This window comes from Microbacterium sp. SYP-A9085, from assembly GCF_009649635.1.
GTDB lineage: Bacteria > Actinomycetota > Actinomycetes > Actinomycetales > Microbacteriaceae > Microbacterium.
Window position 1 is genome coordinate 246,336 of the sequence record NZ_WJII01000002.1, and the last position, 26,541, is coordinate 272,876.

Below are 26,541 nucleotides of genomic sequence, written 5' to 3' on the forward strand. Positions count from 1 at the left end.
GCCGTAGGGTGGAGGCATGGCATTGCTGCAGACCGGAGACACCGCACCCGACTTCACGCTGTCCGACCAGGACGGGAAGGATGTCTCGCTGCACGATCTGCGCGGCCGGAAGGTCATCCTGTACTTCTACCCGGCGGCGATGACTCCGGGCTGCACGACGCAGGCGTGCGACTTCCGCGACAGCCTGTCCTCGCTGCAGGGCGCGGGCTACACCGTGCTCGGCGTCTCCCGCGACACGCCGGAGAAGCTGCGCGAGTTCCGCGCGCACGACCGGCTCCCGTTCGACATGCTCAGCGACCCCGACCACGCGGTGCACGAGGCGTACGGCGCGTGGGGAGAGAAGCTGAACTACGGCAAGCCGGTCACCGGGGTGCTGCGCTCCACGTTCGTGGTCGACGAGGACGGGTCCGTCGCCCTGGCCCAGTACAACGTCAAGGCCACCGGTCACGTCGCCCGGCTGCGCACGCAGCTCGGCATCGACTGACCGTCACCGGTCGCGGTCGTCCCGCTCGTCGGCGTCCTTGCGCGCAATTCCGGCGCGGCGCACCGCCAGCACGAGGGGGACCAGTCCCGCGACGCCCGCGGCCGCCAGGGCGAGGCCCACGAGCGGATGCGCGTACGCGCCCGTGACTGCGCCGAACGCGACGGCCAGCACCAGCAGCTGCACCACGATGCCGCCGCTGCGCGCCCACGAGACGCCGCGTGCGGTGCCCGCCGCGAACGCCGCCACGGCCGCGACGCCCACCGCCGTGAGCACTATCAGCGCAACGGCGCTGGTCACCGATTCGGTGTCGCCGGCCAGCAGCGCGAGCACCTGCCAGAGCGCGAGCACGAGCACTCCGGCCGCCTCGATGCCGAGGACCGCCGCGGCGACCCGCGCAGAGGTCGTGCTGTGCATTGCCGTTCGTCCTCCCGCCCGCGGTGCGTCGGCGCGACAGGCCGAACTCACCGCGAAAAACCCTTGATTCGACCGCTCTGCTGTGGAACGATTGATCACGTTGTGTGCTCCCACAGCGGCGTGGGGCGAGCACTGAGCTCGCGCGACTCCCAGGCTACCGGAACCCGAATCACGCCTGAGACCTACCTGACACGACGTGACATCCCTCATCAAGGAGCATCCTCAATGGATTGGCGCGACAAAGCCGCTTGCCTGACCGTCGACCCCGAACTCTTCTTCCCCGTGGGAAACACAGGGCCGGCGGTCGACCAGATCGAGAAGGCGAAGGCCGTCTGCGCCCGGTGCACCGTCACCGAGATCTGTCTGCAGTACGCCCTGGAGACCGGGCAGGACTCCGGCGTGTGGGGCGGCCTGTCCGAGGACGAGCGGCGCGCCCTGAAGCGCCGCGCCGCCCGCGCCCGCCGCGCCTCCTGATCCGGACTCAGCCCGCGTCGCGCTCGATGTAGCGCAGCGGGATGTCGATGGTCACCTCGGTGCCCATCCCCGCCAGCGTGTGCCAGTCGATCGAGCCGCCGAGCTCGCCCTGGATGAGGGTGCGCACTATCTGCGTGCCGAGCCCCCGGCCGACCTGCCCCTCGGGCAGGCCCACCCCGCTGTCGCGCACCCGCACCGCGAGGTGGTCGTCGCTGCGCTCTGTCGCTATCTCGACGTCCCCCTCCTTGCCTGCCAGGCCGTGCTCGACGGCGTTCGTGACCAGCTCGGTGAGCGCCAGCGCGAGCGGCGTGGCGTACTCGCTGGGCAGCGTGCCGAACGTGCCCGACGTGTGCGTGCGCGCCTTCGTGTTCGCGCCGGCCGCGACCTCGGCGACGAGCTTGAGGACCCGCTGGAACACGTCGTCGAAGTCGACGTTCTGCGCGAGTCCCTCGCTCAGCGTGTCGTGGACCACGGCGATGGCGGACACCCGCCGCATCGCCTGCGTGAGCGCGTCGCGTGCCTCGTCGGAGTGGGTGCGCCGGGCCTGGATGCGCAACAGGGATGCCACGGTCTGCAGGTTGTTCTTGACGCGGTGGTGGATCTCCCGGATCGTCGCGTCCTTCGTGATCAGCTCCTGCTCCTGGTGGCGCATCTCCGTCACGTCGCGGCACAGCACTATCGCGCCGATGCGGGTGCCGTGGTCGCGCAGCGGGATGGTGCGCAGCGAGATCGTCACCCCGCGCGCCTCGATGTCGGTGCGCCACGGCGCCCGCCCGGTGACCACCAGCGGCAGCGACTCGTCGAACTGGCGCTTCTCCGGGAGGATCGCGGTGACCACCTCGACCAGCGGAATGCCCTCCAATTCGTCGTCGAAGCCCAGCCGGTTGAACGCCGACAGCGCGTTGGGGCTCGCAAACGTCGTCATCCCGTCGACGTCGAGCCGGATGAGGCCGTCCGAGGCCCGCGGCGCGCCGCGACGGGGGCCGGTCGGCGCGGACAGGTCGGGGAAGTCGCCGGAGGCGATCATCCCGAACAGGTCGTCGGCGCAGTCGTTGAACGTTATCTGCTGGCGAGACGGCGTCCGCGTCTCGCCGAGGTTCGTGTGCCGCGTGAGCACCCCGATCACGTCCGGGGTCTCACCGCGCCGCGATCGCTCCCGCACGATCGGGACCGCGCGGACCCGCGTCGGGGTCTCCTCGAACCAGTCCGGCGACGCGGAGTCCACGATCCGGCCGCTCGCGTATGCGGAGCGCACCTGCGCCCGCCACTGCGGACGCACCTTCTCGCCCACGATGTCGCGGTAGAACAGGGTCGCCGCTCCCCCGGGCCGGGTGTGTCCCACCGCGGTGAACGATCCCTCCTCGGTGGGCACCCACATCACGATGTCGGCGAACGCGAGGTCGGCCAGCAGCTGGCCGTCGCCGGCGAGGCGATGCAGCCATTCCACGTCGGCTTCGTCCGACAGACCCTGGGCATAGACGAGATCGGTGAGAGTCGACACGGATTCAGCCTATGGGGCGACGGCGGGATCCGCCGCCCGGGCCCGCAGCCGTCCGCGCCGACGTCGGGGAGGCGGCGGCGCCGCCGCCACCGCCTCCGCGACGACGCGCCGCACCGCGAGCGTCAGCGGAGATTTCGGCGCCGCGTCGGCCACCGGCCGGGCCGCCAGCAGCGCGGCGTCCACGCTGCGCGGGTCCTGCGGCACGAACCACACGTCGCGGATCCCCGCGAACCGCTCCAGCGTGCGGCGGATCTGGCCGTGCGCGTCGATCCCGAGCGTGCCCGGCCGCAGCCGGTTCGCGACCACCGTCACCGGAGTGGGTCCGATCGCCGCCCGCAGCTCGGCGTGCGCGCGCAGGAACCGGGCGATGCCGAGCGGGTCGGCGGCCACGACCGCGACGACCCGGTCGGCGGCGCGCAGCGCGGCCAGCGTCGCCGCGTTCCGGCGCGGTCCGTCCGTGAGGTCGCTGACGATCTCCTCGTCTCGTTCCAGGGAGGATGCCACGTCCACGACGGTGTACGGGGCCCAGGCGCGGCACGCCGCGAGCGCGGCGATCACCCGCGCCTCGCTCAGCTCGGGCCAGCGCGAGGGCCGGTTGATCCCCGCCAGCACGTCGAGCCGGCCGTCGCCCACCCCGACCGGCGCGGCGATCCGCTCCAGCTCCGCCGAGTCCAGCTCGCCCCGCTCGGCGTGCCGGCAGGCGGCGGCGAAGCCGGGTCCCTCGTCGGCCAGGCCCAGCATCAGCGACAGCGCGGGCGCGTGCGTGTCGGCATCCACCAGGCACACGTGACGGCGGCCGCGGCTGAGCTCGGCGGCGATCTCGACGGCCAGCGTGGACCGACCCGGCGCGCCGGCGGCGCCCCACACCGCTGTCACCCGCCCGCCCGGGGCGGGAGGCGCCGCCGCGGGCGGGGCGGGCTCGGCGAGGGCGTCGAACACCGCCCAGCCGTCCGCGTCGACAGGAAGGACCGGTCCGAGTCCGAAGGCGGCCGCGAGCCGGGCCTCGGCGTCGCCGGCGCACAGCGGCAGGATGCGCACGCCGGCGCGGTCGCACGCGGCGACGAGGTCGGCGGTGAGCGCACGACGGCCGACCTGGAGGACCAGCGCGTCCGCGGCATCCAGCAGCCCGCCCGCGGCGTCCTCCGGGGGGACGACGCCGGCCACGACGATGCCGGCGCGCGTCAGGTGCGTCGCGAGCGCGGCGGCGCGCTCGCCGGCCACGGCGTTCAGCGCCGCCGTCATCCCGGGGCCCCCGACGGCACCACCGACAGCGCCGACGCCGCGGAGATCGCGGCGAGCGTGTCGGCGACGTCCACCCGCGGGATGACGAGCTCCAGCGCCGCCTGGCCGCCGCCGATCATCGCGTCGTCGACGGTGACCGAGACGACCGTCGCCCGCGGGATGAGGACCCGCGGCGTGTCGTAGACGCCGCGCTCGCGCTGCGCGGCGGCCCACAGTTCGACGGCGGCGCCGGCGTGCACGGCGCTGGGGACGTCTGCGCTCGTGTGCACCACGACCGTTGTGACGTCCGACTGCGCGGCCGGGATCACGGCGGAGGCGGGCACCAGCTCCCCGGCCGCCACCGTGCGCGCGGCCACCGCGCCGGCCGGCGCGTCGCCGGGCGCGAGGTACGCGTCGGCGGCGGCGCCGAGGGCGACGTCCACGACGGTGAGGTCGCCAGCGGTGACCGGCTGGCCGGGCACTATCGTGTGTGCGGCCGCGTACACCGGCGAGGTCTGCCGCGATACGGACACGACCGCCCACACCCCGGCGACGGATGCCGTTATCAGCAGGATCCCGAGCAGGAACCGGGCGTCCGCCCAGAACGGCCGCCGCCGGGGTCGCGGGGGCGTCCGCCCGTCCGCGTACGCGTCCAGTCCGGTCATGCCCTCCATCGTGGACCCATCGCGTCGGACCCGTCGGAAGTTATCCACAGGGTGCCGTCCGGGCGGGGGCGGGGCGGGTTCCCGGCCATAATGAGTGCATGCCCGACACCCCCCGGTCAGAGGTGCGCCTGGTCTCCCCCGCGCAAGTCGCGGAAGCGCTCGGCGTCTCCGTCGAGGAGATCATCGCGCTCGCCGTCGAGGGGCATCTGCGCGGGGTCCGCGTGGGCACTCCGCCGCGCTGGCGGATCGCCGAGGACAGCGTCACGGCGTACCTGGACGAGCAGACCGAGCAGACCCGCCGGATGGCGCTGTGGCGCCAGTCGAACGCCGCGAGCTTCCCCGAGCTGTGGGGCACCGGGCACGTCCGCCGGCCCGACTGACACCTCACACGAGAGCGAGGGGCGACTCCAGGCGCACCCACACGAGCGCCGGGAACGGGATCATCCGGACGGCGGTGACGGCGTCGGCGCGCCGCGGCTGTCCCGGGTCGTGCACGGCGAGGTCGAGGTGGTCGGCGAGGGCGCGGTCGATGGTGCCGGCGATCGTCCGGCCGGTGCGCAGGTGCACCGTCACCGGGATGCGGCGGCGCGCGAGGCCCCGCAGCACGAACCCGAGCGTCATCCGCTCGGCGAGCCCGGCGGGCGGGGCCGCCGCGTCGGCGCGCGCGCTGCGCAGGATGTCGGACTGCGGCATCCCGATCCCCGCCAGCGCGTCGACGGGGAGCACGGCCGCGCCGGCCCGGGTCTCGGCCAGCGCCATGCCGATCCAGTCGGCGCCGACGGCGGTGGCCCGCCCCGACAGCGTCGTGCCGTCGGCCAGAGCGAGCGACAGCGTCGGCGCCGGGTCGGCGGTCAGGGCCCGCAGGCGCTGGATCAGCGGCATCCGCGCCAGCCGCAGGCGCTCGGCCTCGGAGTCCAGCGCGGCGCGCTCGGCCTCCCATTCGGAGTCGAGCTGGTCTTCGAGGTCCTCGAAGAAGCGATCCCAGCGCACGTCGGCGACAGTACGCGATCCCGCCGCCGCCCGTCGCCGGTTATCCACAGGTGAGAGCCTTTTCACCGAGCGGGAAGCCGTCTGGTGCTCTACTGGGTCCCGGAAAGACCTGGCATCCCTCCCCGCACGGGAGGCGGAGAGAGGCGATTCGATGGCGCACGTTCCTGCACCGCGGTCGGCCCGGACGTGGGAGCGGCAGCACGATCCGGGTGCGCCGGAGCGGACCTCGGCGGCGGCGCTGCCGGACCCCGAGCCGCTGCTGCGCAATCTCACCCAGGGGGTGCTGGAGGTGCTCGCCGGCGTCCGCGACGTCAATCAGCTCGCGCGCTGGATGACCGAGGACGTGTTCCGCTCAGTCGCCACCCGCGCGGCGCTGGCGGCCCGTGCCCGCAGCGCCCGCGGCGTCGCGCCCACCCGGCCGGTGCACAGCATCCGGTCCGTGCACCGCACGTCGCCGGCGGATGACGTCGTCGAAGCCGTCGTCGTGATCGGGGGCCCCGCACGCACGCGCGCGGTCGCGCTGCGGCTGGAGGGCATGGACCACCGCTGGCGGGCGACATCCCTCGCCCTGCTGTGACCGCTACTGCCGGTACGAGACGAGGAAGTTGCCGATGCGCTCCACGGCGTCGGCGAGCACACGCGACTCGGGCAGCGTGACGATCCGGAAGTGGTCGGGGGTCGGCCAGTTGAACCCGGTGCCCTGCACGACCAGGACGTGCTCGGCCACGAGCAGGTCGTAGATGAGCTTCGCGTCGTCGCGGATCTCGTACACGTCCGGGTCCAGACGCGGGAACGCGTACAGCGCCCCCTGCGGCCGGTAGCAGGACACGCCGGGGATGGCCTCCAGGCCCTCCCACGCCACGTCGCGCTGCTCGTGCAGGCGGCCGGTGGGGCCGATCAGCGCGTCGATGGACTGCACGCCGGACAGCGCCGCCTGCACGGCATGCTGGGCGGGCACGTTCGGGCACAGCCGGGTGGAGGCCAGCAGGGTGATGCCCTCCAGGAATCCGCGCGCGTGCGCCTTCGGACCGGTGACGACCAGCCAGCCGCTCCGATACCCGGCCACGCGGTACGTCTTGGACAGCCCGTTGTACGTCAGGCACAGCAGATCCGGCGCGAGCGTGGCCAGGCTGATGTGCTGCGCGTCGTCGTACAGGATCCGGTCGTAGATCTCGTCGGCCAGCAGCAGCAGCGAGTGCTCGCGGGCTATGTCGACCACGCCCTGCAGCGTCTCGCGCGTGTACACCGAGCCGGTCGGGTTGTTGGGGTTGATCACGACGATGGCCTTGGTGCGCTCGGTCACCTTGCTGCGGATGTCGTCGAGGTCGGGCTGCCAGTCGCCCTCGGGGTCGCAGCGGTAGTGCACGGGGGTGCCGCCGCCGAGGCTCGTCATCGCGGTCCACAGCGGGTAGTCCGGGGACGGGATGAGCACTTCGTCGCCCGTGTCCAGCAGCGCCTGCATCGTCATCGTGATGAGCTCGGACACGCCGTTGCCCAGGAACACGTCGTCGGGGTCGAACTTCGGGAAGTCCGGGATCTGCTCATAGCGGGACACGACCGCGCGGCGCGCGGACATGATGCCGCGGCTGTCGCTGTAGCCGTGCGCGTACGGAACGGCCTCGATCATGTCGCGCACTATCTGGTACGGCGCGTCGAACCCGAAGATCGCCGGGTTGCCGGTGTTCAGCTTCAGGATGTTGTGCCCGTCGGCCTCCAGGCGACCGGCCTCGACCAGGGCGGCTCCACGGATCTCGTAGAGGACGTCCTTGAGCTTGGTCGACTGGTCGAGCGGGCGCGGCGGGGTCATCCGTTCAGAATACTGCCCGGGATGTCCCCACCCGCGCCCGCCGCTACTTGCGCTTCTGCGCGGCGCGGCGGTCGGCGCGGTTCTGCGGCGCCGGGACGCCGGCCCGCGGCGGCGCCGACGTGGGCTGGCCGAACGCGCCGCGTGCGGCGGGCTGCGCCGGCTCCGGTGCGGGCGGCTGCTCGGCCGTCGCGGCCGCCGCGGCGGCGGCCGCCTGGCGCATCCGGTTCGTGGCGGCCTGCTGCACCTGTCCGCGGTCGTTGCGGACCTCGACCTCGCCCACGTCGTTGGCGGCGGAGTACTCCAGCCGCTGGCTCTCCTGCGACGGCGCGACCAGGCCCTTGGCCTCGACATCCAGCTCGCCCTCGGCCTGCGCGCGCACCTCGACCTCGAGGTTGTACAGGTAGCCGACCGACTCCTCCTTGATCTGCCCCATCATCGTCTGGAACATCTGGAAGCCCTCGCGCTGGTACTCCACGAGCGGGTCGCGCTGCGCCATGGCGCGCAGGCCGATGCCGTCCTTGAGGTAGTCCATCTCGTAGAGGTGGTCGCGCCAGCGGCGGTCGAGCACCTGCAGCACCACGCGGCGCTCCAGCTCCCTCATCGCGGGCTCGCCGAGCCCCTCCTGGCGCTTGTCGTACGCGATCTTCGCGTCGGAGAGGATCTCGCGCTTCAGGCCCTCCGGCGTGATCCGGCCCTTCGTGCCGGCCTCGGCGACGACCTCGTCGATCGTGACGCTGACCGGGTACAGCGTCTTCAGCTCGGTCCACAGCGCGTCGAAGTCCCAGCTCTCGGTGTGGCCCACCGAGGTGTGGTCGTCGATGATCGCGTTGATCGTGTCCTCGATGAAGTGCTGCACGCGGTCGGCGATGTCGTCGCCCTCGAGCATCTGGCGGCGGTCGGCGTAGATGGCCTCGCGCTGACGGTTCAGCACGTCGTCGTACTTCAGGACGTTCTTGCGGATCTCGGCGTTGCGCGCCTCGACCTGCGCCTGCGCGCTCTTGATGGCCCGCGAGACCATCTTCGACTCGATCGCGACGTCGTCGGGGAAGTTCGTGCGCGCGAGGATCGCCTCGGCGGCGCCGGACTGGAAAAGCCGCATCAGGTCGTCGGTCAGCGACAGGTAGAAGCGGCTCTCGCCCGGGTCGCCCTGACGGCCGGACCGGCCGCGCAGCTGGTTGTCGATGCGCCGCGACTCGTGCCGCTCAGTGCCCAGCACGTACAGGCCGCCGGTGGCGACGACCTCTTCGGCCTCGGCATCCACCCTCTGCTTGACGGCCTCGTAGACGGCATCCCACTCCGCCTCGTACGCGTCCGGGGTTTCCACAGGGTCCAGGCCCTTGGCCTTCATCTCCTGCACCGCGAGGAATTCGGCGTTGCCGCCGAGCATGATGTCGGTGCCGCGGCCGGCCATGTTCGTGGCGACCGTGACGGCGCCCTTGCGCCCGGCGCGCGCGACGATCTCGGCCTCCCGCGCGTTGTTCTTCGCGTTCAGGACCTCGTGCTTGATGCCCTTCTTCGCCAGCAGCCGCGACAGGTACTCGCTCTTCTCGACGCTGACGGTGCCCACGAGCACCGGCTGGCCGGACTCGTGGCGTTCGGCGATGTCCTCGACGACCTGCTCGAACTTCGCCGGCTCGTTCTTGTAGACGAGGTCGGGCTGGTCCTTGCGGATCATCGGCTTGTTCGTCGGGATCGGGACGACGCCCAGCTCGTACGTCGACATGAACTCGGCCGCCTCGGTCTCGGCGGTGCCGGTCATGCCCGCGAGCTTCTCGTACAGGCGGAAGTAGTTCTGCAGTGTGACGGTGGCCAGCGTCTGGTTCTCGGCCTTGACCGGCACGCCCTCCTTGGCCTCGATCGCCTGGTGGATGCCCTCGTTGTAGCGACGGCCGACCAGGATGCGGCCGGTGTGCTCGTCGACGATCATCACCTCGTCGTTCATCACGACGTAGTCCTTGTCGCGCTTGAACAGCGCGTTCGCCTTGATCGAGTTGTTCAGGAACGAGATCAGCGGCGTGTTGGCCGACTCGTACAGGTTGTCGATGCCGAGGTAGTCCTCGACCTTCGCGATGCCCGGCTCGAGGACGCCGACGGTGCGCTTCTTCTCGTCGAACTCGAAGTCCACGCCCGGCTCGAGGGTGCGGGCGACCTTCGCGAACTCCGTGAACCAGCGGTTGGCCTCGCCCGAGGACGGCCCGGAGATGATCAGGGGGGTGCGCGCCTCGTCGATCAGGATCGAGTCCACCTCGTCGACGATCGCGTAGAAGTGGCCGCGCTGGACGAGGTCCGGCTGCTGCCAGGCCATGTTGTCGCGCAGGTAGTCGAAGCCGAACTCGTTGTTCGTGCCGTACGTGATGTCGGCCTGGTACTGCTCGCGGCGCACGTCGGGGGTCTGCCCGGAGATGATGGTGCCGGTCGTCATCCCGAGCGCGCGGTACACGCGGCCCATCAGCTCGGACTGGTAGCCCGCGAGGAAGTCGTTGACCGTGACCACGTGCACGCCCTTGCCGGCGATGGCGTTCAGATACGCGGGCAGGGTCGCCACGAGCGTCTTGCCCTCACCGGTCTTCATCTCGGCGATGTTGCCGAGGTGCAGGGCGGCTCCGCCCATCACCTGCACGTCGTAGGGACGCTGGCCGAGCGTGCGCTTGGCAGCCTCGCGCACGGCGGCGAACGCCTCGGGCATGAGCTTGTCCAGCGACTCGCCGTTCGCGTACCGCTCGCGGAAATGGGCGGTCTCGCCGCGCAGGTCCTCGTCCGTGAGCGCCGCGTACTCGTCTTCGAGCGCGTTTACGGCCTTCACCACCTGCTGGAGCCGGCGCAGGACGCGTCCCTCACCGGCGCGAAGCAGTTTCTCGAGAGCGTTGGCCAACAGGATCTCCATCTATCGGGTCATGAAGCGGCGCGGACCCGCCTCCGGGCACACCCACCCATGTTATCCGCCCGTGACCTTCGAGGTGGCTGGCAGCGCGCCGCGCCCCGACCCGGCTCGGCGTGAGAACAGGCAATGCGGCCAGAACAGGCCGATCCCGCGATTTTGTCGCCTGTTCTCGCCCCATCGCCTGTTCTCGCGACACGGGATGCCGATCGACAGTACTATTTTTCCCGGTATGTATATACTCGGCAATGACATACTCGGAAAGCACGACGAGGAGACGCGGATGTCGGTCAAGCAGAGCCTGCTGGCGATCCTGGATCAGGGTCCCTGCTACGGATACCAGCTGCGGCACGAGTTCGACCGGCGCACCGGCTCGACCTGGCCGCTGAACGTGGGTCAGATCTACAACACGCTCGAGCGGCTCGAGCGCGACGGCCTGGTCACCAAGGGCGAGGTCGACGAGCAGGGGCACGTCTTCTTCGAGATCACGGATGCCGGACGCGCCGAGGTGCGCTCCTGGCTGGGCTCCCCCGTCACCCGCGGCCAGGGCACCCGCGACGAGCTGGCGATCAAGCTGGCCCTGGCTGCGACGCTGCCGGGGGTGGATGTCGCCGAGGTGATCCAGACGCAGCGCCGGGCATCCCTCGCCCAGCTGCAGGAACTCAACCGTGCGAAATACGCCGGCGCCGACCCGGAGGGCCCAGAGGAGCTCGCGTGGTCGCTCGTGGTCGACGCGATGATCTTCGCCGCGGAGGCCGAGGTGCGCTGGCTCGACCACACCGAGCAGCGCCTCGCGCGGCATCCCCGGCAGGCGCTGGCCCTGGAGCTGTCGACCGAGCGTCCCAAGCGCGGCCGGCCCGCGGCCGCCCCGGCCACCCCGCGGGCGCAGTCGGTGCGAGCGACGACGGCGTCGACATGAGCGAGGCGATCCTGCGCCTGGTGGGCGTGAGCCGGCAGTTCGGCGTCGGGGAGACATCCGTGTCCGCGCTGTCGGGGGTCGACCTCGAGGTCGCGCGCGGTGAGCTGGTCGCGATCATGGGGGCGTCGGGCTCGGGCAAGTCGACGCTGCTGTCGATCGCCGGCGGCCTGCAGCATCCCACCTCCGGCGAAGTGATCGTCGAGGGACAGCATCTGTCGACCGCATCGCCGCGCGATCTCGCGCTGCTGAGGCGGCGGTCCCTGGGATTCGTGTTCCAGGACTTCAATCTCATCCCGACCCTCACGGCGCTGGAGAACGTCATCCTCCCCCTCGAGCTCGACGGCCTCCGGGCCCGGGTGGCGCGCCGTGCGGGTCGGGATGCGCTCTCGTCCGTCGACCTCGCCGACAAGGTGAACGCCTACCCGGACGACCTGTCCGGCGGCCAGCAGCAGCGCGTCGCGATCGCGCGGGCCGTGGTGGGCGGGCGGCGGCTGATCCTGGCGGACGAGCCCACCGGGGCGCTCGACTCGGTCACCGGCGAACTGGTGCTGAAGATGCTGCGCACGAGGGTGGATGCCGGAGCCGGCGCGATCCTCGTCACGCACGAGGCGCGGCACGCGGCGTGGGCCGACCGCATCGTCTTCCTGCGCGACGGCCGGATCGTGGACGAGTCGCGACGCGACGGCGTCGAGGACCTCGTCGGGGCGCGGGCATGAGCGCGGCGCCCGCTGCGCGCTCGTCCGAGGCGAGGGGAATGGCCGGAACGAGGATGCCGCGGCCCCGGCCGGTCCTCGCCTGGGCAGATCTCCTCGGCCGAGGCGAGGGGAGTGCGCGGTGAGCCGGGGGGACGGGTCTGTGGAACGTGGCGCCGGGAACACGCCACGTGCCAGCGTCTGGGCGCGATGGCGGGTCGCGCTGCGCCTGGCGCGGCGGCAGGTGCGGCGCGCGAAGGGCTCGAGCACACTCGTGGTGCTGCTGATCGGGCTGCCGATCATCGCGTTGTCGGGCGCCGCGGTGTTCGCCCAGAGCCACATCGCCACCCCCGAACAGAAGGTGACGCTGGAGCTCGGGCACACCCAGGCGATGATCGCGATCGCGGGAGGCCCGGACCCCAGCCGCGTTCAGGCGGTGAATGAACCCGGCTACGCCTCGATCGACCGCGACGCGCAGGGAAGGCCGCTCAATGCCGACCGGTCTGCACCCGAGGACCCGGGCGCCGTGATCCCGACCGGCACCACAGTGCTCTCGCTCATTGAGCAGGGCGCCGTGTGGGTCGACACGGTGAGAGGCACCGCCCAGGTCCCCGCCACAGCGGGACCGGCCTGGGACCCGGCGCTCGAGGGCCGATTCTGGTCGATCGCCGGCGCATCGCCCAGATCCGATGACGAGGCGATGGTGAGCCCGGGACTCCTCGACCGGATCGGCGCGAAGATCGGCGATCGGCTGACGCTCACCGATACCGACCGTTCGTTCACGATCACCGGGACGATGAGCAGCCGTCAGGTGCTCCCCGACGAGCCACAGGTGTTCCTTCCGGCATCCGCCCGCGACCTGGTGCCCGGCACGCCGGTGTGGTTCACGGTCGACTGGCAACCCGATTACGCCGACTTCCAGGAGATGGCACGCGCCGGCTTCCGCGTCCACGCCCGCGATCTGGCCCTGCAGCCGCCCGCAGGCGCGTTGATCGCCGGGGCGAACTCGAGCTTCGGATGGACGATGCTCCTCGTCGGTGCGGTCGCCGCCGCGTTCTGCGGGTATCTCGTCGTGCTGCTCGCGGGTGCGGCGTTCGCCGTGGCCGCCCGTCGCCAGCAGCGGTTCCTCGCGGTGACGTCGAGCGTGGGCGCCGTGCGCGCCGACGTGTTCCGCATCGTGGTGCTGCAGGGCAGCGTGCTCGGACTGGTCGCCGGCACCGCCGGCGCAGGGATCGGCATCGGCCTGGCGCAGGCGGCGCTCGCCGCCACCGACCGTGGTGCGCCCACCTCGTTCTGGGGCAACTGGGGGCTGCAGATCCCATGGATGCTGCTGGTGGGCATCGTCGCCTTCTCGGTGGCCGTCGGCACGATCGCGGCGATCGTCCCTGCGCGGACGGCGACGCGCGGCGACGTGCTGGGTGCTCTGCGCGGCGCCCGGCGGCCCGCGCGTCTGAATCCGCGGCGCCCGCTCTGGGGCCTCGGGCTCATGATCCTGGGACTCACGGCGACGATCGTCGGGGCGGTCACCCTCGCGACGATGAACGCGGTGCCCGATCCGGAGTATGCGAGCCCCGCGCGGATCCCACTGGTGATCGCCCTGGTCGCCGGCCCCCTCGTCTTCCAGATCGGCGTCATCATCGGGGGGCATTGGACCCTGACCGTGGTCTCTCGCGCGCTCACCCGGCTGGGCCTTGCGGCGCGGATTGCGAGCCGGGATGCCGCGGCCAACCCGTCGCGCGTCATCCCGGCCTTCGCCGCCATCGCGGCGTGCGTGTTCATCGCGTCGTTCACGCTGTCGACCACCGCCATGACGAATGCGGCGAACCGTGCGCACTACTCGTGGTTGGGGCACCCTGGCACCGTCGTGATGACGGTATGGAACCTGACCGCCGATGACGCCGGCCGGACAGCGGACACGATGCGCGACCTGATGGCGACATCGCGTCCGGAGCGGACCGTGATGCTGCGCACGCCGGCCACCCCGGCGGTCGACCCCGATACGGGCCGGTGGGCCGATCCGGACGCCCCGGCATGGACCGTCGCCGAGACACCGCCGGTATCCGACCAGTGCTCGCACTGCGCCCCGGAGGCGAGCCTCAACAGCGCGCAGGTGTCCATCGTGGATCCGGCCCACGTGGCCACGGCGATCGGGGAGCCGCTGCCGCAGGATGCGCAGCGGGCGCTGGCCGACGGAGGGGCCGTCGTGCTGGCGACATCGAGCGGGCTGGGTGACGGTCTCGTTCACAATGGGGCGGTCACTCTGGTGCGCTGGCGCGCCGCGACGCAGGACGCGTACAACGAGAAGCTCGGCGCGTACCACCAAGGCTCGATTTCCGCGTCGGACCTGCCCCGGCCGGAGCAGAAGCTCACCCTGCCTGCCGTGACGGTGGCGCCCACGTATCCGCAGGGGTTGATCCAGGTGCTGATCTCCACCCAGACCGCGCACGCTCTGGGGATGCAGCCGGTGCCGCAGGTGCTCCTGGCCGAGTATGCGCAGCCGCCCGGCGACGATGTCGTCGACGCGCTGACGGCCGCGGCGGAGAGCACGCGGATCACCGATCGCTCGGCGCTGCACGTTCAGGTCGAGCGCGGACCAACCCCGATCGATCCGGTGCTGTGGCTCATCTCGGGCGTCGCCGTCGTGCTCGTCATCGGCGCGGGGACGGTGTGCCTCGGGCTGGCGCGGTACGAGCGGCGGGTCGATGACGCGACGCTCGCGGCCGTGGGTGCGGGGCGGGGGCTGCGCCGGCGCGTCGAGGCGTGGCAGGCGGTGATCGTCGTGGGCCTGGGAACCGTGATCGGCACTGTGGCGGGGCTGATCCCGACATGGGGCATCGGCCAGGTGAGAAGCGATTACCTCAAGCTCGCCGACACGCCGTGGCTCTGGCTCGCGCTGTTGGGTATCGGCCTGCCGCTCGTCATGGCCGCGGCATCCTGGCTCATGCCGCCCCGGTCACCAGACCTGACCCGTCGCACGGCCATCGCGTAAGCCGGGGGTGTTCGGTCGTCGCAAAGTGCGACCTGCAGGACAGAAAACCCGCATCTTGTGACGACTGAAGCGGCGGGCCGGCGCGCGAGGCGCGGCACGCGGGGACGCCGCGCGCGCACCGGCGCGGCCGCCCGCGGCCGAGGCGAGGGGTTCGGCCGAGGCGAGGATGCGACAGCCCGGTTCGGCCCTCGCTCCGGCCGAAATCCTCGGCCCGGCCGAGGGACGGCGCGGGATGTGCGCGGCGCCCGCCGGTTACTTCACGTCGAACACGCCGTCCGCACCGCGCTCCGCGTCCACCATGAAGTGCGACACGAACGGGTAGTGCCCGGGCTCCGGGAACGTGAGCTCCACGAACCCGCCCTGCGCGGGCATGAGCCCGAGTGCCTGCGACCCGGTGTCCTTCGCGCGGTCGACGAGGTACCGGCCCTCGCTCCACACGGTGTCGAACTGACCGCCGACCACGTGGAAGCTCGTGGAACGGTCGATCCCGGCATCCAGCACCCAGATCCGCACCCGCTGCCCGGCCGTCGCCGTCAGCGGCGCGTGGTCGTACTGGTTCGCGTAGCCGTTGAACACGACGAGGTCCGGCGTGCCCGCGGCGATCTTCGCCGTGTCGACGGATCCGCCGTCGCGGGCGCCCAGGTAGTACTCGGCCTGCACGAGGACGTAGGACTCGCCCACCGGCGGCAGGTCCTTCGGCTCGATCACGACGGCGCCGTACATGCCGCTGGCGATATGCGCGGTCATCGGCATCGTCGAGCAGTGGTACATCCAGATCCCGGAGCGTTTGGCCGTGAACGTGTAGGTGAGGCTCGCACCCGGCGGAATCGTGCGCATCGCGGCGTCGGGTGCGACCTCGCCGGCGTGGAAGTCGATCGAATGGCCCATGTCGCTCTTGTTCACGAGCGTCACCACGAACGTGTCCCCCACCCGCCCGTGCAGCACCGGCCCGGGCGCGGTGCCGTTGTACAGCCACAGCGTCTGGGTGACGCCCGGCGCCACCTCCACCTTCTTGTCGGTGACGGTCATCGTCACCCGCCGGGTGACCGGTCCGGATGCCGGAGCCAGCGGCGGAAGCGCGGCGTCGTACGGCCGGAACCCCTGCCCGGGGGCCGCACTCAGGTCTATGCCGCCGGCGGCATGATCCATTCCCGGTATCCCGGCGGTGCCGTGGTCCATCCCCGGCATCCCGCCGGCGGTCGCGCCGGTCGCGGTGATCCGCATCGTCATCCCGAGTTGACGGTGTCCGACGATCGAGCACCAGCCCTGAAGATCCGCGGTGATCACGCCCACGTCGATCGTCTCGGACGCCCCGGGCGCGAGCCGCGACCCGGATACCCCGTTCGCGAACACGAGATCGTGCACCATCGACGGATCCGCGTTTGTGAGCTCGATCTTCAGCCGTGTGCCGGCCGGAACCTGGATCGTGCTCGGTGAGAAGCGGTAGCCGGCCGCGGTGACTTTCACGACCTTGACCGGCGCGTTCGCGGCGGCGGCCGCCGGCGCGGTCCCGCCGAGGGACGCCGGGTCGGCCGCCACGCACACGGCCATCGCCAGCACGACGGCCAGAAGGCCCGCCACCGCCTGCCCGGCCCGGTGCGGCTTGTCGCCCTCCGGCGCGATGGGGCCGTGCCCGAACGAGGTGAGCCGCGCGCCGGACCGCTTGGCGCGACCCTGTGCGCGCATCCCGAGGAGCATCAGCAGGAGGAACGACGCCATCGCGGCGACGTAGAGGACGGATGCCACGGCCCGCATGAGCTCCGACACCGGCAACGCGCAGACCACGAGTGCCGCGTTCGCCGTGGCGATGCGCAGCGCCCCGGCGCGGTCGAACGCGGCGGTGCCGACCCGCACCGGGGTGGGCCCGCCGCCGACCACCACCGGGATCAGGTAGCTCAGCGCGCCCACGAGCACCTGCGCGGCGAACCCGGCGGCCAGGAACGGCACTATCCGCTCCACCAGTGCCTCGAGCTGCGCGAACCCCGCCCCATCCAGGAACGCCACGACCGCGCCGACCACGAGCCACGCCACGCAGCCCACCCACCAGACGAACGCCGCGGCCACCGAGAGCGCGGCGAACGTGTGCGGCGGCGCCTGGCGGGCGGCCCGCCACAGTGACACGCCGACGATGGCGAGCCCGCCCACGTAGCCGGCGAGCCCGACCGCGAGGACCGGCAGCACGGCGGCGGCGGCTCCCGCGGCGGCCACGAGCACCGCGGCGGCCAGGACCGGCAGGGCGCGCGCCGCGCCGATCGCCGCGCGCTCGTCGGCGCGGGTGCGCAGGATCGTGGGCCACAGCGTGACGAGCGTGCCGGCCACGGTGAGCCCGATCCAGCCGAGGACGTTCAGCAGCGCATGCGCGAGGACGAGGTTGTGCGCGGCGTGGTCGGTGGCCAGCCACGCGCCCAGGCCCGCACCGATCGGCAGGATCGCGGCGGCGGCGATGTAGTAGCGGATGGTGCGGCCGAACCGGCCGGGCATGCTCCGGCGCGACCGCGCGTACAGGCTCGCCCCGTGCCAGAGCACGCCGGCGACCAAGGCCGCGGCGCCGACGACGGTGACCGCCCAGACCGGGGCGAGCACGCCGGCGATGACCAGCGCCGCTCCCCCGTTCGCCAAGCCCAGCCGCAGACTCTGCCGCCGCCGCTCGGCGACGGTGACCGAGCTGCGCAGCAGCGCGTACGAGAAGTACTGGCTCCACACGAGGATCGCGTGCGTGATCCCGCCCAGCAGCAGCAGGTGGATCATGAGCCACCGCGGCGCCGGCAGCCATGGCGCGGCGATCACCGCGACCACGACCAGCAGCAGCCATCCGAGGGTCGGGATGTCGCGCAGCGCCCAGAAGCCGCGGCTCGGCGCCTTCTCGTCGGGGCGCGTGATCGGGGTGCTCATGCGTCTCCTTCGGGGGTGTGCACCGCGGCGGTGGAAGCGCGTCGCGGCGTGCGGGGGGAGGATGCCGAGGCCCGCGGCGGGCCGAGGATCGCGCTGGTCACGGCCGTGATCACGAACAGCAGCAGCGCCGCCACACCCAGCACGCCGCCGATCTGCCAGCCGACAGGAAGGCCCAGGGCGTCCCCGATCCACAGCCGCACCACGAGGCTGATCTGCAGGAGCACGATGGGCCACCAGAATGCGGGGCGGTACGGCAGCGTGATGTGCAGCACCGCCGGCAGGATCGTCGTCGCGTGCGCCATGATCATCGAGATCGTGTACCCGAGGAACACGGCGTGCACGACGGCGTCGTACGCCGGCTGTGTGTCCGGGTGCCCGAACAGCAGGACCACGCCGGCCACGCCCAGCCAGAGGTATCCGGACAGGATGCTCGCGGCCATGTACCGGGCGACCCCGCCCGCGCGGACCGTGCGCCACGCGACGTCGTGCCCGACCAGCCAGAACACGAGGGCGAGCAGCGCGAGCCCGAGCGCTATCGCGCCGGCATCCGGGGATGCCATCGACAGCGCGAGCGCGAGCGCGACGGTCCACGCGTGCACGAGCAGACGCGTTCCGGCCCCCGGCCCCATCGTGATGCGGGCGAGTTCGACGCGTTCGGCCGCGATGGTGAGCACGACGAACGCGACAAGCCACGGCAGCACGAGATCGAGGTCGGGCCGGCCCAGCCAGATCACGGCGCCGGCGAGTCCCAGTCCCGCCCCGAGCAGCTGCACGAGCAGCTGCGCGTCGAACTGGCGCCGCCACAGCGGGATGTACAGGAGCGTGAACGCCGCCATCCCGGCCACGAGGATCGCCTTGGCCACCGGCAGCGGGAGCGGATCGACCAGCAGGGCCATCCCGCCGGCGCCCAGCAGCGCCGGGGCGACGTACCCGTACCAGCGCCCGAGCGCGGTCGCCCGCTCGAGGCAGATGAGCGTGCCGACGAAGCCGAGCACCATCAGCGGGCCGTGCACCTCGGGCAGCCGCGCCGCGGTGACCGGTGCGGGAACGCCGATCAGCAGCAGCGCGGCATCCAGTCCCGCCATCAGGGACAGCCCGGCGGGCAGGATCCACAGCAGGCGCCAGGACGGCGGGCGGCGGCGCCCCGCGGTCATCCGGCGGCCCGCAGATGCAGAGTGCACACGCCGGGCGCGGTGAACGGGACCAGCGTGCTCTGCTCGTCGGAGCCGCGGGCGCGCAGGATGCCGTCGATCATGCCCTGGTGCACCGCGCACACGATGTCCGGGTGGCGGGCGGCCGCCTCGATCAGCGGGCACCGGCGCAGCAGCACGACGTCCGCGGCGTCCGTGGGCGCGAAGCCCTGCTCGCGCATGACATCGACGACCTCCTCGCGGGCGGGACGGCCGTCGCGGGCCCGCGCGGCGGCGAGCTCCGCCCCCCATGCCCGGCCCGCGTCACGGGCGCGGGCCACTGGGTCGACGCCGGATCGGGCCAGCGTGTCGGCGAGCGCCGACGCGAGTCCTGCATACGCGTTCACCGGCTCGGGGTTCACCGCCCGCCACAGCCAGGCGGGCCGCCCGCGGCCGGTCGAGACTTCGCGCTCGCGGCGCAGGTATCCGTCGGCGCGCAGCTGCTCGAGGTGTCCGCGCACGGTGTTCTCGTGCAGACCGGAGGCCGCAGTCAGCGCCGCCGTGGAGACGGGAACGCTCTGCGCCTCGACCATCCGCAGCAGCATCTCCCGGGTCGCCGAGTGGCGGCGGCCGCTGCCGGCGATGCGCCGCGCCGGATCGGGTCGGGTCTGACGAATTTCCACGGAATCCAGTGTAATAAACTCTTCGGCGGAACGGTTCGTCACCGACAGGAGCAGACATGGCCGATATCGAGATCCACCACTCGCACGCAGACGCCGTCGCCGAGAACCCGACATCCCACGCCGCGTCGTGCACGTGCGGCGAGGTGGACGAGGACCTTCCCGAGATGGACGTGCAGTCGATCCCGCACGCCATCCGGCACGCCGCCATCTTCGGCGCGGTGAACGCGCTGCGCCCGCGCGCCGCCCTGATCATCTCCGCGAACCACAATCCGATCCCGCTGCTGACCCAACTCGAGGCCCGCTACGGCGACGCGTACACCGCGTCGTACCTGGAGAAGGGCCCGGAGCGCTGGCGGATCGTGATCCGCAACATGGCGTGAGCACTCGCGCGGGCGGTCCAACCCCTCTGGCCGCCCGCGCGTCCACGCGCACACAGCCGACCGCAAGCGACCCCTCCTAGGATGCCGGGATGACCGGATTCTGGGGACGCCGCGCCCCGGCGCGGATCACCGGGGAGGATGCCGAGCTCGCCCGCCGCGCGGACGCCGCGCTGATCGCCGCCGACGAGCGGGTGCGCCTGGCCACCGACGAGCTCGCGTTCGCGGAGGCGGAGCTCGGCGGCGAGGTCACCGCGCCGCTGCGCGAGGTGCTCGCCGCCGTCCGGCACCATCTCGGTGAGGCTTTCGCGCTGAACCAGCTCAACCACGACCACATTCCGGACACACCCGACGAGCTGCGCACCCGCAACGCGCGCATCGTCCAGCTGTGCGACTGGGCGCAGAACCTGATCGACGAGCGGATGACGGCGCTGGCCGACCGGATCGCGCGCGCGCGGCAGGCGCCGCAGATCCTCGCGCAGCTGGGCGCCGACATCCAGGCTCTGCGCGGCCGCGTCGAACCCGCCCGGGAGGTGATCGGCCGGCTCGCGGCACGGTACGCCGCCGGTGCGCTGCGCCGCGTCGACGGGAACCCCGGCGAGGCCGAGCAGCTGCTCGGGTTCGCCGAGCACGGGGCCCGCGTCGCGCAGGACCGTCGCGCCGCCGGGCAGCGCGAACCCGCGAACACGGCGCTGGAGGCCGCGACCGAGTCGGTGCGCCGCGCCCGGACGCTGCTGGACGCCGTCGACGGCTTCGAGATCGAGGCGCTGCGCGCCGAGGCCACGCTCGGCGCTGTCGTGGAGGACTCCCGCGGCGACCTGGACGCCGCCGCCGACGCCCCGCAGACCCCCGAGGTCCTCGCCGCCGCCGCTGCCCTGCAGGAAGCGCTCGCCGCGCTGCCGGCCGCCGGCGTGCACACCGACCCGTTCGCGCAACTGAGCGCACTGCGCGCCGCCAACGCGGGACTGGATGCCGCTGTCGCGGCCGCGCGCGACCGCGCCGCGCACCCGCTGCCGGCCGCCGAGGTGGTGCACAACGCCATCGACGACGCCGACCGGCAACTGGCCGTCGCCCGCGACCTCATCGGCGGGCACCGCGGCTGGATCGGCGCCGATGCCCGCACCCGCCTCGCGGAGGCCGAGCGCATGCGGGAGGAGGTCGTCCGCCTCGTCGGCGCGGATGCCGCCGCCGGCGTCCGCCCGGTCGCCGAGCAGCACCGCGAGCAGGCCCTCGGCCTCGCGCGCCGGTCCGGCTACCTGGCCGCCGAGGCGCTGCAGCTCGCCCAGCGCGACATCGACGCGGCCCGCCCGCAGGCCGACCCGGGGGTCCCCGGGTGGGGCGGCCGGGGCGGCAGCCCGATCGGCGGCATCCTCGGGGGCCTGGTCATCGGCAGCATCCTCGGCGACATCTTCGACTGACACGGGCCGGGACGCGGCGCGGGCGGCCGAGTCGGCCGCCCGCGCCCGGGCGCATCGCACCCGACGGTGTGTCAGGACACCAGTTCGGCGCTCGGCGGCGCCATCGTCGTCAGCGATATGACGCCGTAGTCCCAGCCCTTGCGCCGGTAGACGACGCTGGGGTGGTCCGTGCGCGCGTCGATGAAGAGGAAGAAGTCGTGGCCGACCAGCTCCATCCGGTCCACGGCATCCTCGACCGTCATCCACTCCGGATCGAACCGCTTCGTGCGGATCACGACCGGGGTGTAGTGCTCCTCGTCCTCCGCACCCGTGATGATCGGGATCTCACCGGTCGCGACGGCGTGCAGCACCTCCACGGACGCCGGCTGCAGGTCGACCCCGCGCAGCGATCCTGTCCCCTTGTCCAGCATCGCCCCGCGCGGGTGCCGACGGGCGTCCACCCGCTTCTCCTTCGCACGGCGCACCTGTTCGGCGAGTTTGTCGACCGCGAGATCCAGCGCGGTGAACTTGTCGCCGTCCACTGCCTCGGCCCGCACCAGGGGAAGTCCCTTGCCGGTGAGCGTGAGCTCGACCGTGGAATCCTCCATGCGACCGTTGTGGTATGCCCGGTGCGTGACCTTGACATCCATGCTCTGGGCGCGGGGCGCGATGGTCTCGATGCGGGTGGCCTTCTCCTCCACGACACCGCGGAATCGATCGGAGACGCTGACGCCCACGCCGACGATGCTGGTTTCCATCCCTGACCTCCTTGTTCCGGTCCACCCGGCCAAGGGCGGACCATCAGTCGCCTTGTGTCCCCCACCGTAGTCGGCGCATCCCCCGCTGTCACGCCCCGTTACCGGGGCGCGCCGCCGGGCGCCGCATCGCTCAGCGGGGTGCCGGCCACCGCCGCGGCGTGGCGGCGACGGTGGCGGCACCCACGACACGGGCGCCTGCCGCACGCAGGGCCCGGGCCGCCTCCGCGAGAGTCGCCCCCGTCGTCACGACGTCGTCCACGATCACCACATCGCGGCCGTCAAGCACATTCCCGCGCACCGCACGAAGGCTCCCGGCGACGTTCGCACGCCGTTGCGCACGCCCGAGGCCGCGCTGATCGGCGACCGTCCGCACGGACCGCAGCGCACGCACCGGCGCCAGCCCCGCCCGCCGCGCGAGCAGCTCCGCGACCCGGTAGCCGCGCCTGCGCAGGGCGGCACGGCTGGAGGGCACCGGCACCACGACCGCGCCGGGCGCGTCCAGCGCGGCGACCGCGGCCGCAAGCGCCGGCGCGAGGGCCCGCGCGAGGCCGGTGCGGCCGTCCTCCTTCAGGGCGCGCAGCACGCGGGCGGCCACGCCGTCGAACACGGCGCCGCTGCGCACCGGCAGCTCCCCCGCCCGCGTCGCGGTCACGCGCGGCAGCAGCATCCCGCGGCACCGGTCGCACAGCGGGGCATCCGGCTGCCCGCACCCGGCGCACGCGTCCGGGAACACGAGCGACACCACCTCGGCGAGCGCGTCCCGGGCGCGCCGGCGCACCGCAGCCCAGCCGTCGAACCTCTCCATGCGGCGATGCTGACGCAGCACCCGGCCGCCCCGCGACCAGGTGTGGAGAACGCCGCGCCTGGGGAGGAGCCGGCTCAGCCCTGTGCGGGCATCCCCTGCGCGCCGGCGAGGACGAGGATGCCGCTGCCGGCCTGCTCCCAGTTCGAGCCGCGCTGCGAGTACAGCGTGCCGTCAGCGCCGCGCAGCCGCACGGTCCCGTTCGTGGTGCCCGCTATCGCGGTCACGCCGTCCGGCGCCGCCATCGAGACGCCCGGCCCGCCGACGATCTGCTCGATCTCGACGATGCCGGCGCCCGAGTGCGCCAGCACACCGAGCGTGGTGTCGCCCAGCCAGGTGAGGTGGATGCCCTCCCCGGGCAGTTTCGCGACAGCGAGCGGGTCGCCCAGCTGCGCCGCACCGTCGGTGGAGCGCACGATGCCGAACACAGCGACCTGCGGCTGCCCGCCGACCGTGAGGATGGCGGCCATCCGGGTGCCGTCGCGCGATATGGCCATCGCCGTGACCCGCGACGCGTTCGACCACGCGGGCGTCACGCTGCGGCGCTTGCCGTCGGCGGTGAACACGACCAGACCCTTCGGGTCGTCGCGGGGCACCGACCAGATCTCGCCCTTCGCGTCGATCACCGGATCGACCAGGCCCGGCCGCTGGTCGAGAGCGAGGATGTCGCCGGCGGCGGGGACCCGCGCCACCACACCGGCCGATGTGCGTACGGCCGCCGCGCTGTAGTCGGCGGCCACGACGACCGCCACCGGATCGAGACGGCCGATGGCTGTGGAGAGCCCGGTGATCGGCTCGACGGCGTCGTCGCCGGCGAGGAACCCGAACCCCTTCTTCGTGCGCACCAGGGCACGGCCGTCGATGCGGGTGGAGGCCGTGGCGGCCCCCTGCGCGTCCACGGGGGCGCCGCCGCTGCTCATCGACACGTCGGCGATGTTCGCGTTCGCGAGGCTCCGCTGCAGCTGCGTCTGCATCCGCCCGAGCGGCTGCGGCTCGAGAGAGAGCACCGGGCCGGTGAGCGCAACCTGGGCGACCCCGCCGGTGCTGGGCACCGACGGCAGCGCCTTGACGGCGTCCGGGAACGCGGACACGACGCTGCCGGCCAGCCAGGGGCTGGGTCCGCCGTTGATCAGCGCGGTGACGATGTGCGTGGCCGCGTTGATCGACGGGAACCAGCGCACGTCGGGCACGAGGTACCGCCAGTCCGGGTCGAAGAACATCAGCGGATACTGCCGGTACACGCTCGTGAACTGGTCTGCGCCGATCACTATCCCGTCCGGCGCGGCCGTGATGCGCCACTCGCCCTCCACCTTGGCGAGGCTGAAGCCCAGCGGCGTGCGACCGCCGTCGGAGGTCTTGTACGCGCCGGTCTTGTCGACGGTCGCGCGCTGCGTGATCGTCAGCTGCACCTTGTCGTCGGCGGTCGCCAGGTACGCGCGCGAGGACCGGTCGTCGATCGTCGTGGTGTCGCCGGGCTTCCACTGGCCGCGGAACGACGGTGCCAGGTACAGCTGCGCGACGGCCCAGTTGTTCTCCGGTCCGATGCCCGCGCCGATGAAGCCCTGCACTATCTGCTCCGGGGTCGCACCCGGCTGCGGCTTCTGCGCAACGAACGAGAAGTCCGGCACAGCGGCGGTCCCGGGCGGGATGCCGGCGAAGACAGGCCCGGATGTCGGCAGCCCCGCGCACGCGGCCAGGGCCAGCGTGAGCGCGGCCACCAGGACCGCGAGGATGCCGCGCCGCCGCCCGGTCATGCCGCACCTCCCCGGTCGCGGGTGCCCTCGTGCAGCACTATCGGCTGGGTCAGGCCGAGGTCGTCGAGCGAGCCGGCGTCGTCGCCGGGGTCCGTGGCGATCGGCGACGCCCCGGCGCCGACGGAGTGCCCGCCGCGCGGCAGCGTCAGCACGAAGTTCGTGCCGCGGCCGACCTGGGACCACACCGTGAGGGTGCCCTGGTGCAGGTTCGCGTCGCCGAGCGCTATCGACAGTCCGAGACCGGTGCCGCCGATCGTGCGCGTGCGCGACGGGTCGGCGCGCCAGAACCTGTCGAACACGCGCTCCGCGTCGGTCTCGGTCATCCCCATCCCGAAGTCGCGCACACCCAGGGCCACCGCTTGCTGGTTGCTGTCGACGGTGACCACGATCGGCCGGCCCTCGCCGTGCTCGATGGCGTTGCCGATGAGGTTGCGCACTATCCGGCGGATGCGGCGCGGGTCCATCTCCACCGGCGAGTACCCGCCGGGGGCGACCACCCGCACGTCGGTGCCGTGCTGGTCGGCCAGCTGCTGCATCGACGCGACCACGTCCTCGGCGAGGTGCGCGAGACTCGTCGGCTCGAGCTCGAGCTGCACGGAGCCGGCGTCGTACCGGCTTATCTCGAGCAGGTCGCCCAGGAGCACCTCGAACCGCTGCACCTGCGCGTGCAGGAGCTCCGCGGCCCGCGCGGTGGCCGCGTCGAACTCGTCGCGGTGGTCGTTGATCATGTCGGCGGCCAGCCGGATGGTGGTCAGCGGCGTGCGCAGCTCGTGCGAGACGTCCGACACGAACCGCTGCTGCACGAGCGACAGGTCCGCCAGCTGGGTGATCTGCGACTGGATGCTGTCGGCCATGGCGTTGAAGGAGCGGCCGAGCGTGGCCAGCTCGTCCTCGCCGTGCACGGTCAGACGCACGTCCAGGTCGCCGGACGCGAGCTTCGCGCTCGTGGCGGCCGCCTCCCGGATCGGGCCGGTCACCGCGCGCAGCGTGAACCAGCCGATGCCGCCGATGATCACCAGCAGCACGCTGCCGACCACCCACAGCGTTGCCTGCACGAAGCTGAGCGTTCCGGCCGCGTCGTCCAGGTCGTACGCCAGGTACAGCTCGTACGGGCCGATGTCGGGCACCACGAGCTGCTGGCCGACGACGATGCCGGGCCGCTGCGACCCGCTCGCCGACGGCAGCGAGATCGACTGCCCCCACTGCGACTCGGTCTGCCCCGGGGTCTGCACGTGCTTGCGCAGCTCGGGCGAGATCATGTCCTCGGTCAGGCCCCCCGAGCGGAACCCGGGAGGGGCCAGCTGCGACGGCGTCTTGTCGATGCGGATGGCGACCATCATGTCGGTCGCGGACTGCTGCACGAGCGACGCCCAGACGCTGTTCATCAGGTTCTGCACCTGCACCGGGTCGTCCTGCACGACGGCGTCGTCGAGAGTGGCCTGCGCGGTGTCGACGGCGCGACGCGAATCGGTGAGGGCCTGGTCCTTGCGCGACTCGAAGAGGTCGTTCTGGATCGCCAGGGCCATCCACAGGCACGCGGTCAGCACCGCGAACGCCGTCAGCGCCAGCGTGATCGCCACGGTGCGGAAGCGCAGCGAGCGCCGCCACAGCGTCGCCAGGTCCTCCAGCCGCGCACGCCACCAGGAGCCGTCGCGCCAGGTGAGCCGACCCGGGGCGGCGGTGCGAGGCGCGGACGCCGACGACATCCCGGCCT

23 protein-coding genes are annotated in these 26,541 nt (G+C 72.6%); 9 read left to right on the forward strand and 14 right to left on the reverse strand.

From position 1 onward, the window contains the following. The first annotated feature begins 16 nt into the window (after positions 1 to 16). Positions 17 to 484: a thioredoxin-dependent thiol peroxidase gene (bcp, locus tag GH740_RS05975; protein ID WP_153745180.1), complete on the forward strand. Its 468-nt coding sequence runs from the start codon at positions 17 to 19 to the stop codon at positions 482 to 484. 3 nt (positions 485 to 487) lie between these two features. On the opposite strand, the gene GH740_RS05980 is transcribed toward bcp, so the two are convergent. Then, a complete protein-coding gene (locus GH740_RS05980) occupies positions 488 to 898 on the reverse strand; it encodes a histidine kinase (RefSeq protein ID WP_153745181.1) in 411 nt (136 codons plus the stop codon). A gap of 225 nt (positions 899 to 1,123) precedes the next feature. Between GH740_RS05980 and GH740_RS05985 the strand changes: the two genes are divergently transcribed. Then, positions 1,124 to 1,372 carry a WhiB family transcriptional regulator gene (locus GH740_RS05985; protein WP_039397845.1) on the forward strand — a complete coding sequence of 83 codons (249 nt, stop codon included), beginning with the start codon at positions 1,124 to 1,126 and terminating at the stop codon, positions 1,370 to 1,372. Positions 1,373 to 1,379: 7 nt separating this feature from the next. Here GH740_RS05985 and GH740_RS05990 read toward each other — a convergent pair whose 3' ends face one another. The 3 genes from GH740_RS05990 to GH740_RS06000 are packed head-to-tail and all read right to left on the reverse strand — an operon-like array spanning position 1,380 to position 4,759. Continuing rightward, a complete protein-coding gene (locus GH740_RS05990) occupies positions 1,380 to 2,873 on the reverse strand; it encodes a sensor histidine kinase (RefSeq protein ID WP_367640849.1) in 1,494 nt (497 codons plus the stop codon). 9 nt (positions 2,874 to 2,882) lie between these two features. Beyond that, complete coding sequence (locus GH740_RS05995; protein WP_153745182.1) at positions 2,883 to 4,115, reverse strand: hypothetical protein; 1,233 nt, start codon at positions 4,113 to 4,115, stop codon at positions 2,883 to 2,885. Continuing rightward, complete coding sequence (locus tag GH740_RS06000; RefSeq protein WP_153745183.1) at positions 4,112 to 4,759, reverse strand: SAF domain-containing protein; 648 nt, start codon at positions 4,757 to 4,759, stop codon at positions 4,112 to 4,114. The genes GH740_RS05995 and GH740_RS06000 overlap by 4 nt, the downstream gene beginning before the upstream one ends. 98 nt (positions 4,760 to 4,857) lie before the next feature. Here GH740_RS06000 and GH740_RS06005 point away from each other — a divergent pair, with 98 nt between their 5' ends. Continuing rightward, the gene (locus GH740_RS06005; protein WP_153745184.1) at positions 4,858 to 5,139 is read left to right on the forward strand and encodes a helix-turn-helix domain-containing protein; all 282 of its coding nucleotides are present in this window, start codon (positions 4,858 to 4,860) and stop codon (positions 5,137 to 5,139) included. A 4-nt stretch (positions 5,140 to 5,143) separates the two neighbouring features. Here GH740_RS06005 and GH740_RS06010 read toward each other — a convergent pair whose 3' ends face one another. Beyond that, the gene (locus GH740_RS06010) at positions 5,144 to 5,797 is read right to left on the reverse strand and encodes a hypothetical protein (RefSeq protein WP_367640852.1); all 654 of its coding nucleotides are present in this window, start codon (positions 5,795 to 5,797) and stop codon (positions 5,144 to 5,146) included. A 103-nt stretch (positions 5,798 to 5,900) separates the two neighbouring features. On the opposite strand from GH740_RS06010, the gene GH740_RS06015 reads away from it, so the two are divergent. Further along, positions 5,901 to 6,326 carry an Rv3235 family protein gene (locus tag GH740_RS06015; protein WP_153745185.1) on the forward strand — a complete coding sequence of 142 codons (426 nt, stop codon included), beginning with the start codon at positions 5,901 to 5,903 and terminating at the stop codon, positions 6,324 to 6,326. Between the two features lie 3 nt (positions 6,327 to 6,329). Here GH740_RS06015 and GH740_RS06020 read toward each other — a convergent pair whose 3' ends face one another. Together GH740_RS06020 and secA are read right to left on the reverse strand one after the other, a co-directional pair. Next, positions 6,330 to 7,556: a pyridoxal phosphate-dependent aminotransferase gene (locus GH740_RS06020; RefSeq protein ID WP_153745186.1), complete on the reverse strand. Its 1,227-nt coding sequence runs from the start codon at positions 7,554 to 7,556 to the stop codon at positions 6,330 to 6,332. Positions 7,557 to 7,599: 43 nt separating this feature from the next. Continuing rightward, complete coding sequence (secA, locus tag GH740_RS06025) at positions 7,600 to 10,428, reverse strand: preprotein translocase subunit SecA (protein ID WP_153745512.1); 2,829 nt, start codon at positions 10,426 to 10,428, stop codon at positions 7,600 to 7,602. 289 nt (positions 10,429 to 10,717) lie between these two features. Here secA and GH740_RS06030 point away from each other — a divergent pair, with 289 nt between their 5' ends. The 3 genes from GH740_RS06030 to GH740_RS06040 all read left to right on the forward strand — a co-directional run bounded on the left by GH740_RS06030 (position 10,718) and on the right by GH740_RS06040 (position 15,034). Next, positions 10,718 to 11,353 carry a PadR family transcriptional regulator gene (locus tag GH740_RS06030; protein WP_153745187.1) on the forward strand — a complete coding sequence of 212 codons (636 nt, stop codon included), beginning with the start codon at positions 10,718 to 10,720 and terminating at the stop codon, positions 11,351 to 11,353. Beyond that, complete coding sequence (locus GH740_RS06035; protein WP_153745188.1) at positions 11,350 to 12,069, forward strand: ABC transporter ATP-binding protein; 720 nt, start codon at positions 11,350 to 11,352, stop codon at positions 12,067 to 12,069. Before GH740_RS06030 ends, GH740_RS06035 begins: the two co-directional genes overlap by 4 nt. A gap of 139 nt (positions 12,070 to 12,208) precedes the next feature. Beyond that, positions 12,209 to 15,034: an ABC transporter permease gene (locus GH740_RS06040; RefSeq protein ID WP_153745189.1), complete on the forward strand. Its 2,826-nt coding sequence runs from the start codon at positions 12,209 to 12,211 to the stop codon at positions 15,032 to 15,034. Between the two features lie 252 nt (positions 15,035 to 15,286). Here GH740_RS06040 and GH740_RS06045 read toward each other — a convergent pair whose 3' ends face one another. The 3 genes from GH740_RS06045 to GH740_RS06055 are packed head-to-tail and all read right to left on the reverse strand — an operon-like array spanning position 15,287 to position 19,739. After that, the gene (locus tag GH740_RS06045; protein WP_153745190.1) at positions 15,287 to 17,926 is read right to left on the reverse strand and encodes a multicopper oxidase domain-containing protein; all 2,640 of its coding nucleotides are present in this window, start codon (positions 17,924 to 17,926) and stop codon (positions 15,287 to 15,289) included. Next, the gene (locus GH740_RS06050) at positions 17,923 to 19,080 is read right to left on the reverse strand and encodes a hypothetical protein (protein ID WP_216644908.1); all 1,158 of its coding nucleotides are present in this window, start codon (positions 19,078 to 19,080) and stop codon (positions 17,923 to 17,925) included. The genes GH740_RS06045 and GH740_RS06050 overlap by 4 nt, the downstream gene beginning before the upstream one ends. Next, positions 19,077 to 19,739 (reverse strand): metalloregulator ArsR/SmtB family transcription factor, encoded by a 663-nt coding sequence (locus GH740_RS06055; protein ID WP_216644909.1) that lies wholly within the window; start codon positions 19,737 to 19,739, stop codon positions 19,077 to 19,079. The genes GH740_RS06050 and GH740_RS06055 overlap by 4 nt, the downstream gene beginning before the upstream one ends. Positions 19,740 to 19,795: 56 nt before the next feature. Between GH740_RS06055 and GH740_RS06060 the strand changes: the two genes are divergently transcribed. Together GH740_RS06060 and GH740_RS06065 are read left to right on the forward strand one after the other, a co-directional pair. After that, positions 19,796 to 20,119: a DUF2249 domain-containing protein gene (locus tag GH740_RS06060; RefSeq protein ID WP_153745191.1), complete on the forward strand. Its 324-nt coding sequence runs from the start codon at positions 19,796 to 19,798 to the stop codon at positions 20,117 to 20,119. An 89-nt stretch (positions 20,120 to 20,208) separates the two neighbouring features. Beyond that, positions 20,209 to 21,534, forward strand: coding sequence for a hypothetical protein (locus GH740_RS06065; RefSeq protein WP_153745192.1), 1,326 nt, complete (start codon positions 20,209 to 20,211; stop codon positions 21,532 to 21,534). Between the two features lie 71 nt (positions 21,535 to 21,605). Here the strand turns inward: GH740_RS06065 and raiA are convergent, their stop codons facing one another. The 4 genes from raiA to mtrB form a co-directional block, all read right to left on the reverse strand. Beyond that, positions 21,606 to 22,271, reverse strand: a complete 666-nt coding sequence (gene raiA / locus GH740_RS06070; RefSeq protein ID WP_153745193.1) for a ribosome-associated translation inhibitor RaiA — start codon at positions 22,269 to 22,271, stop codon at positions 21,606 to 21,608. Between the two features lie 130 nt (positions 22,272 to 22,401). Next, on the reverse strand, positions 22,402 to 23,076 hold the full coding sequence (locus tag GH740_RS06075; RefSeq protein WP_153745194.1) for a ComF family protein: 675 nt from the start codon (positions 23,074 to 23,076) through the stop codon (positions 22,402 to 22,404). A gap of 74 nt (positions 23,077 to 23,150) precedes the next feature. After that, on the reverse strand, positions 23,151 to 24,827 hold the full coding sequence (locus GH740_RS06080; RefSeq protein ID WP_153745195.1) for an LpqB family beta-propeller domain-containing protein: 1,677 nt from the start codon (positions 24,825 to 24,827) through the stop codon (positions 23,151 to 23,153). After that, positions 24,824 to 26,533 (reverse strand): MtrAB system histidine kinase MtrB, encoded by a 1,710-nt coding sequence (mtrB, locus tag GH740_RS06085; RefSeq protein ID WP_153745196.1) that lies wholly within the window; start codon positions 26,531 to 26,533, stop codon positions 24,824 to 24,826. The genes GH740_RS06080 and mtrB overlap by 4 nt, the downstream gene beginning before the upstream one ends. Positions 26,534 to 26,541 lie beyond the last annotated feature (8 nt).

Bases quoted from the DNA above. Each gene is read 5' to 3' on its own strand.
- GH740_RS05995 (WP_153745182.1), bottom strand. From the start codon at position 4,115: ATGACGGCGGCGCTGAACGCCGTGGCCGGCGAGCGCGCCGCCGCGCTC.
- GH740_RS06035 (WP_153745188.1), top strand. From the start codon at position 11,350: ATGAGCGAGGCGATCCTGCGCCTGGTGGGCGTGAGCCGGCAGTTCGGC.
- GH740_RS05980 (WP_153745181.1), bottom strand. From the start codon at position 898: ATGCACAGCACGACCTCTGCGCGGGTCGCCGCGGCGGTCCTCGGCATC.
- GH740_RS06000 (WP_153745183.1), bottom strand. From the start codon at position 4,759: ATGACCGGACTGGACGCGTACGCGGACGGGCGGACGCCCCCGCGACCC.
- GH740_RS06060 (WP_153745191.1), top strand. From the start codon at position 19,796: ATGGCCGATATCGAGATCCACCACTCGCACGCAGACGCCGTCGCCGAG.
- GH740_RS06080 (WP_153745195.1), bottom strand. From the start codon at position 24,827: ATGACCGGGCGGCGGCGCGGCATCCTCGCGGTCCTGGTGGCCGCGCTC.
- raiA (WP_153745193.1), bottom strand. From the start codon at position 22,271: ATGGAAACCAGCATCGTCGGCGTGGGCGTCAGCGTCTCCGATCGATTC.
- GH740_RS06075 (WP_153745194.1), bottom strand. From the start codon at position 23,076: ATGGAGAGGTTCGACGGCTGGGCTGCGGTGCGCCGGCGCGCCCGGGAC.
- GH740_RS06030 (WP_153745187.1), top strand. From the start codon at position 10,718: ATGTCGGTCAAGCAGAGCCTGCTGGCGATCCTGGATCAGGGTCCCTGC.
- GH740_RS06065 (WP_153745192.1), top strand. From the start codon at position 20,209: ATGACCGGATTCTGGGGACGCCGCGCCCCGGCGCGGATCACCGGGGAG.
- GH740_RS06020 (WP_153745186.1), bottom strand. From the start codon at position 7,556: ATGACCCCGCCGCGCCCGCTCGACCAGTCGACCAAGCTCAAGGACGTC.
- GH740_RS06015 (WP_153745185.1), top strand. From the start codon at position 5,901: ATGGCGCACGTTCCTGCACCGCGGTCGGCCCGGACGTGGGAGCGGCAG.
- GH740_RS05985 (WP_039397845.1), top strand. From the start codon at position 1,124: ATGGATTGGCGCGACAAAGCCGCTTGCCTGACCGTCGACCCCGAACTC.
- bcp (WP_153745180.1), top strand. From the start codon at position 17: ATGGCATTGCTGCAGACCGGAGACACCGCACCCGACTTCACGCTGTCC.
- mtrB (WP_153745196.1), bottom strand. From the start codon at position 26,533: ATGTCGTCGGCGTCCGCGCCTCGCACCGCCGCCCCGGGTCGGCTCACC.
- GH740_RS06005 (WP_153745184.1), top strand. From the start codon at position 4,858: ATGCCCGACACCCCCCGGTCAGAGGTGCGCCTGGTCTCCCCCGCGCAA.
- GH740_RS06045 (WP_153745190.1), bottom strand. From the start codon at position 17,926: ATGAGCACCCCGATCACGCGCCCCGACGAGAAGGCGCCGAGCCGCGGC.
- GH740_RS06050 (WP_216644908.1), bottom strand. From the start codon at position 19,080: ATGACCGCGGGGCGCCGCCGCCCGCCGTCCTGGCGCCTGCTGTGGATC.